Annotated in this window: 16 protein-coding genes; 13 read left to right on the plus strand and 3 right to left on the minus strand. The window is 48.0% G+C overall.

The window, feature by feature from the left end; all coding sequences use genetic code 11:
• Positions 1-84 precede the first annotated feature (84 nt).
• From L6442_RS13720 to L6442_RS13775, 12 genes are all read left to right on the plus strand, one after another.
• On the plus strand, positions 85-1563 hold the full coding sequence (locus L6442_RS13720; protein ID WP_212977386.1) for a serine/threonine protein kinase: 1479 nt from the start codon (positions 85-87) through the stop codon (positions 1561-1563).
• Positions 1564-1599: 36 nt separating this feature from the next.
• Complete coding sequence (locus tag L6442_RS13725) at positions 1600-2724, plus strand: SAF domain-containing protein (protein WP_212977387.1); 1125 nt, start codon at positions 1600-1602, stop codon at positions 2722-2724.
• A gap of 56 nt (positions 2725-2780) precedes the next feature.
• Positions 2781-3497 (plus strand): hypothetical protein, encoded by a 717-nt coding sequence (locus L6442_RS13730; protein ID WP_212977388.1) that lies wholly within the window; start codon positions 2781-2783, stop codon positions 3495-3497.
• Positions 3494-4339, plus strand: a complete 846-nt coding sequence (locus tag L6442_RS13735; protein ID WP_212977389.1) for a P-loop NTPase family protein — start codon at positions 3494-3496, stop codon at positions 4337-4339. The genes L6442_RS13730 and L6442_RS13735 overlap by 4 nt, the downstream gene beginning before the upstream one ends.
• The gene (locus L6442_RS13740) at positions 4340-6247 is read left to right on the plus strand and encodes a P-loop NTPase family protein (RefSeq protein ID WP_212977390.1); all 1908 of its coding nucleotides are present in this window, start codon (positions 4340-4342) and stop codon (positions 6245-6247) included.
• Positions 6234-8315, plus strand: coding sequence for a hypothetical protein (locus L6442_RS13745; protein ID WP_237100306.1), 2082 nt, complete (start codon positions 6234-6236; stop codon positions 8313-8315). The genes L6442_RS13740 and L6442_RS13745 overlap by 14 nt, the downstream gene beginning before the upstream one ends.
• A gap of 14 nt (positions 8316-8329) precedes the next feature.
• The gene (locus tag L6442_RS13750) at positions 8330-8809 is read left to right on the plus strand and encodes an ABC transporter permease (RefSeq protein ID WP_212977391.1); all 480 of its coding nucleotides are present in this window, start codon (positions 8330-8332) and stop codon (positions 8807-8809) included.
• A gap of 24 nt (positions 8810-8833) precedes the next feature.
• Positions 8834-9241 carry a hypothetical protein gene (locus L6442_RS13755; RefSeq protein WP_212977392.1) on the plus strand — a complete coding sequence of 136 codons (408 nt, stop codon included), beginning with the start codon at positions 8834-8836 and terminating at the stop codon, positions 9239-9241.
• On the plus strand, positions 9238-9792 hold the full coding sequence (locus L6442_RS13760) for a hypothetical protein (RefSeq protein ID WP_212977393.1): 555 nt from the start codon (positions 9238-9240) through the stop codon (positions 9790-9792). The genes L6442_RS13755 and L6442_RS13760 overlap by 4 nt, the downstream gene beginning before the upstream one ends.
• Positions 9779-10771, plus strand: coding sequence for a hypothetical protein (locus tag L6442_RS13765; protein ID WP_212977394.1), 993 nt, complete (start codon positions 9779-9781; stop codon positions 10769-10771). Before L6442_RS13760 ends, L6442_RS13765 begins: the two co-directional genes overlap by 14 nt.
• 287 nt (positions 10772-11058) lie before the next feature.
• Positions 11059-12090, plus strand: a complete 1032-nt coding sequence (locus L6442_RS13770; RefSeq protein WP_212977395.1) for a MoeB/ThiF family adenylyltransferase — start codon at positions 11059-11061, stop codon at positions 12088-12090.
• 67 nt (positions 12091-12157) lie between these two features.
• Entirely contained in the window at positions 12158-12883 is a 726-nt protein-coding gene (locus L6442_RS13775; RefSeq protein WP_212977396.1) for a response regulator transcription factor, read from the plus strand.
• A gap of 254 nt (positions 12884-13137) precedes the next feature.
• On the opposite strand, the gene L6442_RS13780 is transcribed toward L6442_RS13775, so the two are convergent.
• Positions 13138-13662, minus strand: a complete 525-nt coding sequence (locus tag L6442_RS13780) for a C40 family peptidase (protein WP_212977397.1) — start codon at positions 13660-13662, stop codon at positions 13138-13140.
• A 295-nt stretch (positions 13663-13957) separates the two neighbouring features.
• Positions 13958-14599, minus strand: coding sequence for a thiamine diphosphokinase (locus tag L6442_RS13785; RefSeq protein ID WP_212977398.1), 642 nt, complete (start codon positions 14597-14599; stop codon positions 13958-13960).
• Between the two features lie 201 nt (positions 14600-14800).
• Between L6442_RS13785 and L6442_RS13790 the strand changes: the two genes are divergently transcribed.
• Positions 14801-15265 carry a low molecular weight protein-tyrosine-phosphatase gene (locus L6442_RS13790; RefSeq protein ID WP_194232988.1) on the plus strand — a complete coding sequence of 155 codons (465 nt, stop codon included), beginning with the start codon at positions 14801-14803 and terminating at the stop codon, positions 15263-15265.
• 458 nt (positions 15266-15723) lie between these two features.
• Here the strand turns inward: L6442_RS13790 and L6442_RS13795 are convergent, their stop codons facing one another.
• A complete protein-coding gene (locus L6442_RS13795; protein ID WP_212977399.1) occupies positions 15724-16455 on the minus strand; it encodes an alpha/beta hydrolase in 732 nt (243 codons plus the stop codon).
• Between the last annotated feature and the right edge of the window lie 36 nt (positions 16456-16491).

The raw sequence follows: 16491 nt of genomic DNA on the forward strand, positions 1-16491 counted from the left end.
CGGAGCAAGGCAGGCGGTTTACCGCAACTGCCGCCTCCAGGATGCTTTCTCTTTTTTTGTCTTGCGATGAGGGGGGCATGTAGAATGGAATATCCTTCCAAACTGTTTGTCGGACATATGATTGGAGGGAGATACAAGATGATCCGGAAGATCGGGGAAGGCGGCATGAGCCATGTGTACCTTGCAGAGGATTTGAAGCTGCCCGGCAAGTTGTGGGCCATCAAGGAGAGCGTCTCCGATCCGAAGCTGTACAGCAGCATACGGGATGAAGCGCAGCTTCTGATTTCGCTTAGCCATGCCAGGCTGCCGAGAATCGTTGATTTTTTTCCGCCGGACAATGATGGATATACCTATCTGGTCATGGACTATATTCAGGGAATAACGCTTGAGAAATATTTTAGCGGATACCGGGGCAGGATTCCCATGGACTCCATTTTGCAGCTGGCGGACCAGCTCCTGGAAGTGCTCGATTATTTGCACACCCATGAACCAGCGGTTATTTTCCGGGACCTGAAGCCGTCGAATATTATGCTTACGGAACAATTGGAGCTAAGGTTGATTGATTTTGGGATTGCGCGGAATTACAAGCAGGAGCAGACGCAGGACACGGTCAAACTCGGCACGGTCGGCTTTGCGGCTCCAGAACAGTATGGCAGCGGTCAAAGCGATGCCAGATCGGATCTGTACGGCTTTGGGGCGCTTTTGCTTTACCTGTCGACGGGGGGAACCTCCAGCGAGTGGACGGAGAGAGCCGAGAGAAACATCCGCTCCGATCTGCCGCGCCAGCTGATTCCAATTATACGCAAGCTGCTGCAATTCGCTCCGGAGAACCGTTACGCTTCAGCGGCCGAAGTCCGCCGGGAGCTGGCCGCGGCCATACGGCAGGAACCCAAGCCGGATCCGAAGCGGATGCGAGATATCGCAGGGCGGATCAGCACGCAGGTCATAGCGCTTTTGGGTGCAGGCGGGGGAACGGGCACGACGCATACTGCGATCGCCATCAGCCATTATTTGGCGAGAAGCCGCAGCAAGGTAGCACTGGTTGAGATGAATGTGAAGTCGCCATCTTTCCGGCGCATCCAGCAGATCGTGGATGGGAATAAAGCGCTTGCCCCGGGCAGCCGCAAGTTTGAGGTGCAGGGGGTGGATTATTGGCGTCAAACCGCCAGGGCGGATGTCATCACGCTGCTATCCGGCAGTTATGATTACGTCGTGATCGATCTGGGGACGTTCCGGGAGAGGGAACGCCTCGAAGAATTTTTGCGGGCGGATATTCCCGTCATCGTTGCTTCGGGTGCGGAATGGCGCCAGCAGGATATTTTGGATATGGTTCATGGTCTGTCGCGATACCCGCAGCAGAAGTGGATGTATTTCCTGCCGCTAGCCGGTCCGGACGCGGTCCAAAGGCTGCGCAAGCAATTAAACACATCGCAGGTATTTTCGCTGCCGCTGCATATAGATCCATTTGAAAAAAGCGAAGACATGGACCGGGCGCTGCAGCGTATTTTTCAAGGAATTCTAAGCGGAGCCCAGCGCAGAAGAAGATTCAGATTCGGGCTTTAGCTGATCCGTGATGAAGAGAGGAGAATGAAAAGATACATGTCAAAGCTCAGACAGCGAACAAGGCATATGCTTTACGCCGGGCTGGCCGGAGCCGCTGTAATGGGGTTGCTTTTTGCGGGATATGCCATATACAGCACCGTGCAGCATCATGCCAGAGAGACGCGGATCAAGGAGGATTACAGCCGGCAGATTGCCAAGCTAGAGCAAGAGCGCTTAAACGAAGAGAAAAACATGGCGTCCGGATGGTCGCTTTCGCGGGATGTTGGCGCGGGTGAGACGATATCGGCCAAGGATCTTGTCCGGATCAAGCTGCCGCAGGGCGCCGCACCGGTTAATTTACTGGAACAGGGCGAAAGTAGGGTGGTCATTGCGAAGATTGAGATAAAGAAAGGTACGGCGCTGACCGATGCCATGGTCTATGAACAAGAACCGCTGCCGGATGATCTTAGAAACAGGGAACTGAAGGCGATCGCTTTGCCGTCCGATCTCCATGAACATGATGTGGTTGACGTGCGGGTCCAGTTTCCAACGGGGCAGGACTACATCGTTTTATCCAAAAAGAAAATCGGCAAGCTGTTGAACCCCGCAATGTGGATTACGATGTCGGAGCAGGAGATTCTTTCATTATCCAGCGCTATGGTCGATGCATATCTGCATGATGCCAAACTATACGCGGTCACTTATGTAGAGCCTGAAATGCAGGAGAAGGCGATCCCGACTTATCCGGTGAACAAGGAGGTGCTTAAGCTGATCGAAAGCGATCCGAACATCGTCAAGAAGGCGGAACAAAAGCTGTCGGAAGCCGTGCGCCTCTCTCTGGAAAAGGATCTGGAGAAAGCGGCTGCGGCCGGCAAATCAGGGCAGAGCTTTGCGGACTCCGAGTTTGCGCCTTCCTATTCAGGAGGACGAACATATTCGGGAGAGTCAGCGGCATCGCAAGGATTATCAGGCACCGGCATCGGTCCGGGAAATACGCCGCGGAACAACGGTATAACGGCTGCTGGCAGCGATACAGAAGCGATTGATGAACGGCCGGATACAGCTCCTCCGGATACCAATCATGACAGTTTTTCAGTGAGTGAATTCCAGAGTAATAAGCTGCTTGACCAAAGCTTGAAAGAGCAGCGGGCTGGCGCAGATCAAGCTTCGACAGAACCTTAGCTGGAGAGGCGTGAACCCTCAGGGCCAGCTAAGCGGATAAAGGAGTTGAAAACGTATTGAACCTATGTATTTTTGCCGGCATTTGCGACAAAAGCGAAATGCTGATGTATGTTTGCAAGCTGCTGGCATCCGCCGAACACAGCGTGCTGCTGGTAGATGCGACGGAGAAAAGGAAATATCCCTATTACATCGGCCGGTTGGATGAACAGCTGCAAATCACCGATTTTTCCGGTTTTGATGTCGCCTGCGGATTTGAAGATGCGACCGGGCTCGAAGCCTATTTGCATAGCGCGGGTGGCAGTCTCGAGAAATACGACTATGTCATCTTCGATTTGGAACTGCCGGATTTTTGTTCGTCCGAGATATGGAGGAAAGCTTCGGCATTGATATGGGTTACTGATTATGGCATCTGGACGCTCGAGAAAGGCAGCTGCTGGCTGGAAGCTGCGGTTCATCGCCATTTTGGCGCAGAAGCGGTGCCTGAGTTCAATCAAGTCGTTATTCATGCAGTGGATGATTGGTTTGGCAGCACTTATCTCGAAGGATACTTTAACCGTTTGCCCGTGTACTGGTTAGATGATCCGGTTATTATTCCATGGAATGAGCTGGATTTTTCCCTAAAGCTTCAAAATGAACATATGAAAAAAGTACGCATGAAACCATTGACACGTGGGTATAAAAGAAACTTATGTCTGCTGATGCAAAAGCTTACGGATTGGGATCAAAAGCAGATGAATCGTATATTGCGGATCGCGGAAAGGAGTAAAACATGAGTACAGTTGCATTTTGGAGCCCGCTTAAAGGAGGAAGCGGAAATTCCGCCCATGCGGCGGCAACTTCCGTCACGATCGGAATGGATTATCGTTTGAAATCGCTGTTGATGCATGGAGGGATGGCGAAGGAGAGAATCGAGGGAGCTTTTCATACGGCGTCTCATCCATTGGATCATTCATTGATCCACTTTCAGGATCATGGTATGGATGCTTTGGAGAGATTGTGTCTGAACCGCAGGTTGACACGGGATAATTTGCAGGATTATACGCTGCCGCTGCTTCCCGACCGTTTGGATTTGGTTCAGGGCACCGCCAAAACAGAAGGAACCCTGCCGGGATACCGGAAGGAACTGCTGCAGTCGATATGCATGATTGCGAATCATCGTTATGATCTTGTACTGATTGATGCCGGCGGCGGCATTCCCAAGGAGGGAAGCGGAGATCAGGCGCTGCTGGAATCGGCTGATCTGATCGTTGTAAGTCTGAACCAAAGCATTAAATCGCTGGATTTGTTTTTCGAAGACGGCAGCTGTCCGGCCGTAGTTGCGCAAAAGCCGCATATCATCGTGTTGGGCAGGTATGATAAACATTCCCATTGCACCTTGAGCAACGTGAAAAGACGATTCGGTTACAAGGGGAGCATTCACGGTATTCCATACACAACCGATTTTCTGGATGCTTGGAATATGCGGGGCGTGCTGCCGTTTTTGCAGCGCAGCCGTAATTTGAACAGCCGACAGCCTGCCGCGGCTTTTCTGGCAAGCATCCGTTTATTGGTCAGAGACATATTAACACAACTCGAAATGACCTCGGTACTGAAGCTGGTGGAAAGGGGAGCATGAATGATTTCCGGCATGATGATCAATATTTTACTGATCGCGCTCATCATCTTATTTGCCGGGCTGCTTCTCTACGTCAAATGGCTGGATTTCCGCCGGCCGGTTATGGGCATGCAAGCTGCAAACAGGCAATATACGATCGAAATGATGACCGAATTCGTGAAGGAAACGCTGCATGAATTGACGCATAGCCAGCTGAGCGATCTGGGCCTTCATGAAGAGGAATATAAGCGAAGGGTCAATAAGCGGAGTGAACTCCGCAAAGCGCTTAAAGATTGTATTTCCGGCGATATGCGCGAAAAGAAATATGTCAAACAGTTTATGGCGGACTTGCTGGTGAAAAGTTTCGGCTTAAATGAAACGAATATTCATGAAGCGCTTCCTTTTGATGATATCGGGCGGCTCACGCCCCAAGATCAATTTGAAATCATCTTTTATTTGTATCAAAAGCAGTATGGTCGGGAAGCTTTATCGGCAATTTTCGAACATTATGAATTGGATGTCCCGCGGGTGCTGGACAAATACGGGAACGAGCCGGTATATGCGGTGACTGTAGAGGATATCGATCGGATTTTCATGGCGGAATACAACGGCGATCTTACCTTTAATGAGAAGCTGGATATTGTGGTTCAGCGGATTTATCAGCAATATAAAGGATTTTCGGTCGTTGATGAATTGCGTGACCAGCGGATTGACGGGGTCAGCGGCGGGGTCAATGGGATTCTAACCGATGAAGGACTTCTGGATACTTACGGATCTGCTGGTTATCAAGCTTTATGGGATGAAAACGAGCAAAGCAATCCGCTTCCCGCGACGGAAAGCGTTTGGGTCTTTTATAAGGGGAAGTCGGTACATTTGGCGTTTTTAAGTTTTGGCTCCGAGCTGGAACTGAAACGGGTCTGCCTAAATATTTACAAATACAATCATCCCGGTCAGTTATCGGAATCAAACGGCTACAAGGTAAATGAAATGAAAGACGGGTCGCGGGTTGTTGTCGTTAGACCTCCGTTTGCCGAGTCATGGGCGTTTTTCGTACGGAAATTCGATATTCCGAATGCTTCCTTACAGCAGTTGATTACCGGGGATAACGCCGAACTGCCGATCGGATTGCTTGCTTATCTGATGAAAGGAAACCGCATCACCGCTATTACCGGCGCGCAAGGTTCAGGCAAAACCACTCTGCTTATGGCGATGGTTGAACATATCAACCCAACTTATACTTTACGGGTGCAGGAAATGGCTTTCGAGCTGCATTTGCGGAAAATTTACAGCCGGAGAAATATTCTGTCTTTTCGGGAAACTGAACGCATTTCAGGCCAGGAAGGGCTTGACCTGCAAAAGAAGACGGACGGAACTGTCAATATTTTGGGCGAAGTGGCAAGCGACGAGGTTGCCGCTTGGATGATTCAGATGTCGCAGGTAGCCAGCTTGTTTACCGTGTTCACCCACCATGCGAAAACATTTCGCGACCTGGTATTTTCACTTCGGAACTCTCTTTTGAAGATCGGCGTGTTCCACAATGAACGAATTGCCGAGGAACAGGTTGTACAGGTCATTAACTTTGATATCCACATGAAGAGGGACGCGGACGGCAAGCGGTATATCGAAAGAATTACGGAATGCATTCCTGCGGGGGATCGTGCGGTACAAGAAGACGAGATTCAAGGGAAAGGTTCACTTAAGGAAATGCTTGGCCAACTGCTGGAACTTCAATACGAATCAAGACGTCAAACGCAGCAAAGGGCATTTGCCTCACGCAATATCGTGGAGTACAAGGATGGAAAATACGTTGTTGCCGAGCCGATCTCTGATGCGAATGTACGGGAGATGACCGAACAAATGGGAACCGATGACGCCCTCATGTTTCGGAATTTCCTGAATCATTACTGGGGTGTTCATGATGAATATTAAATCCATTTTGATAACGGTCCTCGTCGTTTCCCTCATTTTGTTTGCAGCGGCATATGCTTTTCTGGCATGGATCGGCAGCAGGCGGAAACATACTGTGCACATGCAGCTGTTTGACGGCGGTTTACAGCCACACCGACACGGCATAAAAGAACAATGGCATCGCTTTTTGCAGCAGTCTTATATCTTTATGACCAAGGTTCCCTGGCTCTCGGGTTATATGCAGAGGATAAGAAGGCGGTTGTCCGGAGTTCAAACATATGATGAATTCAGGCTGAGACATGAGGTTGCAAAGGTTACTCTGACCGTGCTTGGCATATTATTTGTTTCTATCATCTTACTGTTCCTGCTGAATCCCAGCCTTTCCTTTTTACTGCTGGTCCTGCTAACGGCAATTATTATCAATAGTTTGCTTGTTGATATGTACGTGAACAGGCTGGAGCGAAGGCTGCTTACGCAAATGGTCGAGTTGTTCTCCGAGGTCAGGCACAGATATCAGCAGCATGAAATGATCGATGAAGCTTTGTACGAAGCCGCGGAAACCGCAGGTTACGAGGCGGCGGTGCATACGCGCAAAATTTATGAAGCCTTAAATGCCAGTGATCCTGCGCAGGAACTAGATAAGTACTATGAAACGGCACCGAACCGTTTCTTGAAGGCTTTTGCAGGCATATCTTTTATGATTATGGAATTTGGGGACAAGGTCAAAGAACAGGGTTCGATTTATTTAAATGGCCTCAGCGGATTGACTAAAGAGATCCATTTGGAAATATTGCGCCGGGACAAGCTGGATTATCTGCTCAAAGGATTAAACGTAATTGCACTTGTGCCTGTGTTCTTTGCAAAACCGATCGAGCGTTGGGCACGGAGCAGCTTTCCGGCGATGGATGCCTTTTATACGAGCAAATGGGGATATATCACCAAAATCATTATTTTTGCGGTCATTATAATATCCTATATTTTGCTGCAGAGGTTACAGCGGGAGAATGAGACGGCGTACCGCGCGGAAGACCGGAAAATGAACTGGGAGCAGCTTATTTCCTCCTTTTCATGGGTGCGCTTTATTGCTTCGTTTTTAGCGCCGCGGCCAGGGACACCGGCTTATGCCCGGATCGTGCGCCTGCTCAAAGAAAGCAGCACCCACTTGAGGTATGAATGGTTTTATATCCGCAGAGGAGTCATGGCTGTCCTGGTTTTTGCAGTAACAATGACAACGGCTATGGTTTTGCACGAGACAGTCAAACATCATATTTTATATGACCCGGTGGCCGGCAATACATTTTTTGGCCAGGTGTCCGGCGATCAGGAGGAACAGGGGCGCAAGCTGAGCGATCGGGATCGTGAAGTGATGATGGAAGTCGGAATGTCGCCCTCTGCCAATTATGACGAGATAACAGAGCGGTTAAGGGCCAAACAAACTGGGGTTTCAACCGGACCAGAATCGCTCATTGAATCCGCGAACCGGATTTTGTCCAAGCTGCATGCGTACAACGAGGAATATTTAAAGTGGTGGGAGTTTTTGGCCGCCCTGCTGATCGCCCGCGCCGGTTACCAGTTCCCGCTGTGGCTGCTTTATTTTCAGCGCAAAATCCGCCATATGGACATGAAGCATGAAGTATATCAATTCCAGACCGTTATTGCTATGCTGCGGGAAATGGACAGGATCTCGGTAGAGGAAATTTTGGAGTGGATGAACCGCTTTGCGATCATTTTTAAAACGCCGATTCTAAAATGCGTGCTGCATTATGATCATGGTGCGGAAATGGCCCTTGTCAGGTTGAAGGAAGAGGTCACTTTGACGGAGTTTCAAAGACTCGTGGACAAATTGCTGCTTTGTGTTGAGAAGATCCCCATTGCTCAGGGTTTTGACGATTTGGAAGGGGAGATGGCCTTTTATTTCGAACAGCGCAAGCAGGAATACGAGAAAATGATCGATGTCAAAGCAAGCCTGGGCAAAATGATCGGTTTTGCTCCGATGTATACCCTCATTTTCATGTATCTGGTCATACCGCTGATTGCCATGAGTTTTATGCAAATGAACGTGTATTATGAACAAATTCAAAAAATATAAGGAGTTGTCGTCCAATGAATAATGCCTCAAGCGCACTAAAAGTCGCCGCAGGGATTTTTTTGACCATCGCACTGATTACCATCGTGGTTATTTTGTTTATTTCGGCCCAGGAAGCCACCAAAACGGCGCAAAACAACTTTTCGGATATTCAAACCGAGCTGTCGCAAGCCTCCTTTACGGTATATGATGGAACGAGCATCAGCGGTTCGCAGGTAACCAACGCCTTGCGGAAGTTCCGGGACAAGGACCAGTTCGGAATTCTCGTTAAAACGGGGAAAAACAGAGGAGGACAATGGTACGGAAACAGCTTGTACATTAGCGATATGATGGATGAAAAATACGGCTCTGTCATTAACGTGAACAAAAGGGAAGGGGAACTGGGAAACACGATGCAGGAATCCAGCAATGAATACGTGAATCCAAGCGGGAAATTTAAAGCAAGCATCATTAAAGACAGATCGAATGTCGTGCGCGGACTTGTTTTTGAACAGTGAATGTCAGAAAGGACATAAAGCGCCATGAACGAAAACGTCCCAAATATGATGATACTTTGTACGATTCTTGCTCTGTTCCTGAGCGCCTGTTTTTTGACCTTGGGCATGACAGGGCAGATCAATCTTGCGCTGCATGAAGCGGCTTCTACGGCGGCAGGTCAGGCAAGAAGCGTGCAAACGGTATTGACGGAATCAAGTCCCGATACCTTCGGCGGCGCGCAGGCATTTATGATCGCCGTGGATCATGCTAAAACAGGGATTCGCATCAATATTGATGGTATCGAGATTCGTGAGGAAGACCCTGCTAAGCTTGCCAAACTGGCTTTATTTGAAACGGGGGCGAAATATCGGGCCATATATTTCCGGGATAATGCCGGAAAATTAACGGGCGTGCAGTTTCAAAAGCTAATGCCGGGCGAGGAGTTGCCATGAGCAGCGCGGTATCCAAATTTGTAGCTGTATTATTGGCCGTGGCGTTGATGTTCGTGTATCCTGCGTCCGAAGCTTATCAGAGACAGGATGACTTGTCGCGGATCATCGTTTACAATGCGGTCACTCAATTTGTTGATGCGGTCCGAAATAAAGGATATGTTACACCGGTGATGTACCAGGACTTCTTGATTGAAATCCAGGCAACAGGGAATGAATTTGATGTTCAGATGGAGCATATGCACAAAACATATACTCCAGTCTATACCGATGCTGCGGATCCATACTCTTTTCAGAACGAGATCAACGTGTCCTATCTAGGTTATTATACAGCCGACATTATGTCTGTTATTTATCCGGACAATACCCGGCCTAAGGATGATGAGTCGCGGAAATATAAATTGAACGCAGGGGATTTCTTTAAAGTGACGGTCAAAAACCTGAACCGTACGGCCGGAACCATGATGTTGGATTTTATTTCGGGTTCACTTTCAGGGGAGGCGCCTGTGCTGGCCTATCCTTATGGAGGCATGGTGCTCAATGAAGATTACTGATTTTTCAATTATTTTTGTGATTATTTTCGTTCCTGTGTTTTTGCTTAGCGGTTTTCTGATCAAGGACCAGAGGACAGTGAAATTTTTGGAGCTGAAATACGTCACCGCCCTGCGCACGGCTGTTCAAGACGGAGCAAGCATGCTGAATCGGAATGAAAAGCAGGAATTTGAAGCCGGTTATGGCTCTACGAAGTTTTTTAGGGCAGACAAAGAACTGGCGCTCGCCATGTTCTACAAAACCCTATACTCTAACCTCGGAATTGAAGAGGACATACCGGCGCAGGCGGCGCTTGATCATTACATTCCAGCGGTCGCAGTCATTGACTACGATGGTTATTACATATATGCGGATGAGGAATTCACAAGCGAAGATCGTCAAACGATGATCAAACATGTATGGAGTCCCAAAAAACCTTATGCTTACAGTGACGGCAGCGGAAATATGGTCCGGTTTACTTTGGATAACGAAGTGAATGTGTATGATCATCGTTCAGGCGAATGGATCCAAGGACTGCAAAGGGAATTGAAGGAAACAACCAATGTGGCGCTTATCGCCCGATCCGATTTGTTCGAACAAATCAGAAGATCCACGATTGTGCGGACGATCGAAAATGATTTGGCGAACGTAATCAACCGTCATAACGAGTTTGCCGCCAGGAACGGAATATCTTATCAATTCACGCTTCCGCTCATCTCGGGCGAGGAATGGAATAATTCCATCAATGACATTGGTTTAATCGCTTTTATTCAAGGTTTGCCGGTCGGCCATACCTATATCAATAACTATGCCTTGGGAGGCGGAAGATTGGTTAAAACCGAGGGGATCTTGGCAGGGACAGACCCGGTTACGGGCATTCGTTATTTCGAACGCGAAGGCTGCAGAAGCGGCCTGATGCATGAAGAAACATTTTCATCCGCTAAGGAAGCGGCCGCCAGCGGATATTTCGAAAGACGCTGCGGCAATCAAGCGGTACCATAAGAAAAACGGCACCCGAACATTTTTCGTATTTTCGGATAACTCCCACTTATGATAAAATGATATCTTGAATGCCATGATGGCAATTCGACTTTCTAGTGTTTATGCTACGCAATAACGCTGCCGTATTCCCGTTGGGGGAATGCGGCTTTTTAAGAATGCGGGCTAAGGCAGCCATGGGGTTAGTCGAAGCGAGACGCTGCTATCATTTTAGTAAGTTCGCGCGATAACCGCGATTTAATTAATATAAAAAGCATCGAGAGACGCTTGTCTTACGGGAGAGATGAGATATGAGCGAGAGAGAAAGACGATATTCGCGGCAGGAACGTTTTGCACCGCTTGGAACCGAAGGTCAGCGAAAGCTCGGGGAAAGCCATGTGCTGGTCATTGGAGCTGGTGCTCTTGGAACCTCCATCGCTGAAACGCTGGCTAGAGCCGGGATAGGACGATTGACCATAGCGGATCGCGATTATGTGGAGTGGAGCAATCTGCAGCGTCAGCAGTTATTTTCCGAAGAGGACGCTAAATTAAGGCTGCCCAAAGCCATTGCTGCGGAGCGGCGTTTGCGGGCGATCAATTCCGCCATCCGGATCGACGGTCATGTGATGGATGTGAAGATCGAGGAATTGGAAACGCTGGCGGGCGGCGTTGATTTGATCATGGATGGCACGGATAATTTCGATACCCGGCTTCTGATTAATGATATATCTCAAAAATACAATATCCCGTGGATATATGGAGGATGCGTTGGAAGCTACGGCATTACGTTTACGATTCTGCCGGGGCAGACCCCCTGCCTCAATTGCATGCTGGGAACGGTTCCGCTCGGGGGAGACACCTGCGACACGGCGGGAATCATCCCGCAGGCAGTGCAGATCGTTACGGCGCATCAAACAACGGAAGCGATAAAGCTGCTTAGCGGGCATCCGGAGGCACTTAGAGACAAACTGCTGACCTTTGATCTTTGGCGGAATGAATCGATGTCCATGGGCGTCAAACATGCAAAAAAAGAAGAATGTTTGTCCTGCGGTTCCCACCCGACCTATCCTTATTTGTCCGCATCCAACCTCGAAAAGACGGATGTGCTTTGCGGAAGGGACACCGTTCAGATCCGTCCGGGGAAGAAGCAGTCGCTTGATCTGAAAGAAACTGCCGAAAGGTTGTCCAAACTGGAAGAGGGGACAGTGGAAAGCAACCCGTTTCTGGTTTCTTTCACGGCAGGACAGCACCGGCTGGTTATTTTTGCAGATGGGAGAGCGCTCGTTCACGGTACAAAAGATATAACCGAAGCTAGGACTATTTATCACCGTTATTTCGGATAATGATTGGTTTTGGCCCGAGAGAATGGTTTTCTTCATGGTCGGCAACCCTAAAAGGTATGACCGGCAAATGGAAATTATCATGAAATCGGGTGATACCATGCATGGAAAACTTCTGGCGGTAGGAACCTTTTTCAAAGACGGGATCATGCTTCACAAATTGCAGGAAGAAGGCTTCGGCGCGATTGCGGCCGATAACGAACGCGAGGCTGTACGCATAATCAATGATGAACATATTGATATGCTGCTGCTGGAGCGTTCGGGACATATGGGTTACTCATTGCATAAAATCATCAAAGCCCTGCTTAGGGAGCAGGGGGAGAGGCCGTTTCCGGTCATTTTGTTCGAAGACCATATTCACAAGCAGGCGATTATTGAGGGACTTGAAGCTGGCGCAAATGATGTCGTGCCCAAATCGATTGAAGCCGAGGAATTACTGGCGCGAATCCGGAACTTGCTCCGAATTTTCCGTTTTGAAAATGAAAGGAGAAACGAGGAAGTCGTTGTCGGTGATCTAAGTATCGATCCCGGCACGAGAAAGGTGAATAGAGGAGAGCAGCAGATTTCGCTGACGGTAAAAGAGTTTGATTTGCTGCTGTATTTGGCCCGAAATGCCAATCGCGTATGCACCCGAGAAGAGATTTTAAAAAATGTTTGGGATTACGACTTTGATATGGGCACGAATGTAGTTGACGTCTATATCCGCCATCTGCGTACCAAAATGGATAAAGGATTCGGCAAAAAATTAATCCAATCCATTCGGGGAGTCGGTTATAAAATTAAAGAAGGCGAATAAGTTTTCAAAACTTATCGCCTTCCTTGACATATCAGAAAGTATAGAGTTCCGGGGTCCCCGCAAAGTAATCGGAATAAGCTTCGAAGGTCATGCGTCACTTTGTGGGGTATTATAGACTTCCGGGGTCTCCGCAAAGTAATCGGAATTAGCTTCAAAGGCTAGACGTCACTCAGTACCATTGCTCCGCAAAAGCGGCCCGCTTCGAGAGTCGTCGGACTTCTTTCCGATACTCTTTGTGGGGTTAGTTTGAGTTCCTAAAGCACGCGACGCGCTTTGAGATATGTTCTTTTCCAATTGCCTGAGTTCAGATCGGAAACCGTCACGCCTGGGGAGCCATATGTGTGCAGAATTTTGCCATTGCCTGCATATACGGCCACGTGAGTAACGTTTTTACCATTCGCTCTGCTGCCGCTGGAGAAAAATACGAGATCACCTGGTCTCAGGTTGGATTTCGACACGGCAACCCCCGCTTTGGATTGTGCGACGGATGTACGAGGGAGAGTGATTCCGTACTTGCCAAAGATATATTTCGTGAACGAAGAGCAGTCGAATACTCTGGTTGTGCTCGTCGATGCTCCGAATTTATAAGGAGTTCCCATAAATTTCTTTCCGTAATTAACAATGGCTTGACCTTTGGAAGAGTATGAGGATGAGGCGGATGCGGATTTAGAAGAAGCTGCTTCCGTAACTCCCGCTCCGGTTGCCATCATTCCTGCAAAACCAATCGATGCACATAACCCTACGGTTACTAATTTTTGGATGAGATGTTTTTGATTCATGTTGTATTACCTCCAAATTTCGTTTTCTTTCAGGCTCGTTTCCGAGTATAACAGTTTTGTAACCGCCTAAATTATGGATCAGCCCTTCCAAACCCTTGCTGCTCGTGGCAATATTCTCTTTTATTAAAAAACGATTAAAAGTTACAAAAAATTAAGATATTGATATATTCTTTGATTAAAGCAATAAAAAACCCTTGTATATCAAGGGTTTTTCGATGTTAACATTTGATTATCCGAGTGTAACTTTTTAATACTCTTTCATTTGGCGTCGAAACAGTTTCTAAGATATTCAAGATCAATCACGGCTTTGAATGACAAGCAAAAGTCCTCCTTCAATGCTGACTTTGCCGCTAGGGGCAATCAGCACATTGCTGATGCCGAGAGATTCGCCGATTTTTAATGTGGCATTGTTGAGCGGATACTGAAACCCTTCGAGCGTAATTCCGGTCACTTCCGGCGTCATCGGCAGCAAAGAGACATATTTGAAACCGAGGTCCCGCACCTCTATTTTGGATCCGGTTAACGTTATGTAATTGTTTTGGTCCATGATGGCACACTGGATATGATGCTGAAGGGCGTGGCTAAGCATTTGCACGTTCGCCAGCGTATGATCCATCCTGGTACCGGTTCCCCCGACAAGCAGAATGAAATCCGGCTGTTCTCTAATCGCCAGTTCAAAAGCCAGTTCCGTATCCGTCAGGTCTTTGTCGATCGGATCGCATTCTACGACTTTGCGGCTTTTAGTCCGTACCAGATCTAATTCCTGCAGCGAGATCGAATCGAAATCACCTGCGGCTATATCCGGATGGATGCCGTGACTAATGAGAAACAGCGCTCCTTTATCTGCTCCAATGATGAAATCGCCGGGTTGTATTTCCTCTATAAAACGGGGCTGCAGTTCACCTCCGGAAAATATGATTACGCGTTTTTGGCTCATAGATTTTTCCTCCCTAAATCCGTTTCACACTGTTAAGCCGTGTTTTCAGTATAAATGAGAAAACAAGGTTGCACAATTTACATGACCATGACTACAATAGGGAGGACATTGATTGGGTCTTCTTCACCCGGTCTATCGGTTTAGCGACAACAGGATAAGGAAAGCACAGCCGGATGACGGCGAACAGAGGAGGCTTACAATTTGGTATCTGTTTTATTTGTTTGTTTGGGAAATATATGCCGCTCGCCAATGGCCGAAGCCATCATGCGCAATAAAGTTGAGCAGGCGGGACTTATGGAAGCTCTCAGCGTAGATTCCGCCGGAACGGGGGACTGGCATATCGGCAACGGTCCGCATCAAGGAACGCGGGAGATGCTGGATTTGCATAATATCAGTTATGAGGGGATTAAAGCCCGGCAGTTTGCAGGTCCGGACTTTGAGAAATTCGACTATATCGTATGCATGGACGACAGCAACCTAAATAATGTCAAGAAAATCCCCGGCGTCAAAGAGGAGAAATTGATCAAATTTATGGACTTGCTGCCGGAACATGAATTAAGGGAAGTGCCGGATCCGTATTTTACCGGTAATTTTGAGCAGGTGTACGATTTGCTGGAGGCGGGCTGTCAGGCGCTTTTGGACAAGATCAGGTCGGAAAGGTTATAATAGGAATGAAAAAACGGCAAAAGAGTCGTTTTTTTCAGAAAAACAATGAAAACGCAATCATTTCAATTTGAAGCGAAAAAGGTGAACCTTGGACATTGTTCTGCAGCATGCATAGGCGTTTGTCGTTAGGCTCACCTTTATTAAGTTTAGAGAGGTTGTTCAAAAAGTCCGCTTTTGATAAGAAAACCAATCGATGTAATTCAAGGATGAGCGACCGCGACCCAAAGGTAGGTTTTCTTGCGATATAGAATTTCATCAGCTACGCTGATAACTTGTAAATTCTATATCTAACACGAAGTGAATCAGGAAGCGGGCTCGGCATCGAATCTTGAATTCAGTCGGGCCTTCCGGTGCTCACGTACCTAAAACGTACGCTTCGCTCCTCAGTCCCTAACTTCATCCAACCTTCTCGGTGCTGAAAACCGACCTTTTTGAACGCGCGCTTTTAAAGAAGGGATTTATTCGTGTAAAAAATACATAAGCGCATCCGGAAGTTCTTTTTGCCAGAAGCCCCAAAGATGTTTGCCGTCTTTTTCAGCGTATTCGACTTTGGCGCCGCGGTCCAGCAGGAGTTCCCGGGTCTGGCGGTTCAGCTCAACGAAATTATGGACGCCGTGATCTGTTTCGTAGGCCGTCTCCTGCAATCCGACAATCATAAAGATATCGAGATTGGATAAGTCGTCCTGAGCTTCAATGATGTCTTGGGAAGCCGGATAATATGCGCCGGAGAGACTGATAATGCGCTGAAACAGTCCCGGATAACGAATGGCCAGGTGGAGCGATACGCTTCCGCCAAGAGAGTCGCCGGCAAGTATGCGCTCAGAGGCCTCTTTTCTGATTGGATACTTAGCTTCAATAAAGGGTATAATTTCTTCTGCGAAACAACGCGTATACGATTCGAACCGGTTTCCGAACGGAGCGTATTCCTGGGTACGGACAGATGTGTCCACCTCAACGCCTACTATAATAAACGGCTCTGCATTGCCGTCAAGAATCAAATGATTGGCAATGGTTGCGATGCGCCCGAAATTAAAAAATTCCTCGCCGTCTTGGCAGTACACAACCGGATAACTCAAGATTTCATTATAACCCGGCGGGAGATACACCCGAAGATTTCTTGTTTCATTTAAAAAACGGCTTTCGATTTGTTCTTTAACAATTGTGCGTTTGAGATACTTTGAATCACTCATCCATGTCACCTTTCTTCATTGGTTGAATTCCGCTCT

Source organism: Paenibacillus azoreducens, assembly GCF_021654775.1.
Lineage (GTDB): Bacteria > Bacillota > Bacilli > Paenibacillales > Paenibacillaceae > Paenibacillus_AQ > Paenibacillus_AQ azoreducens.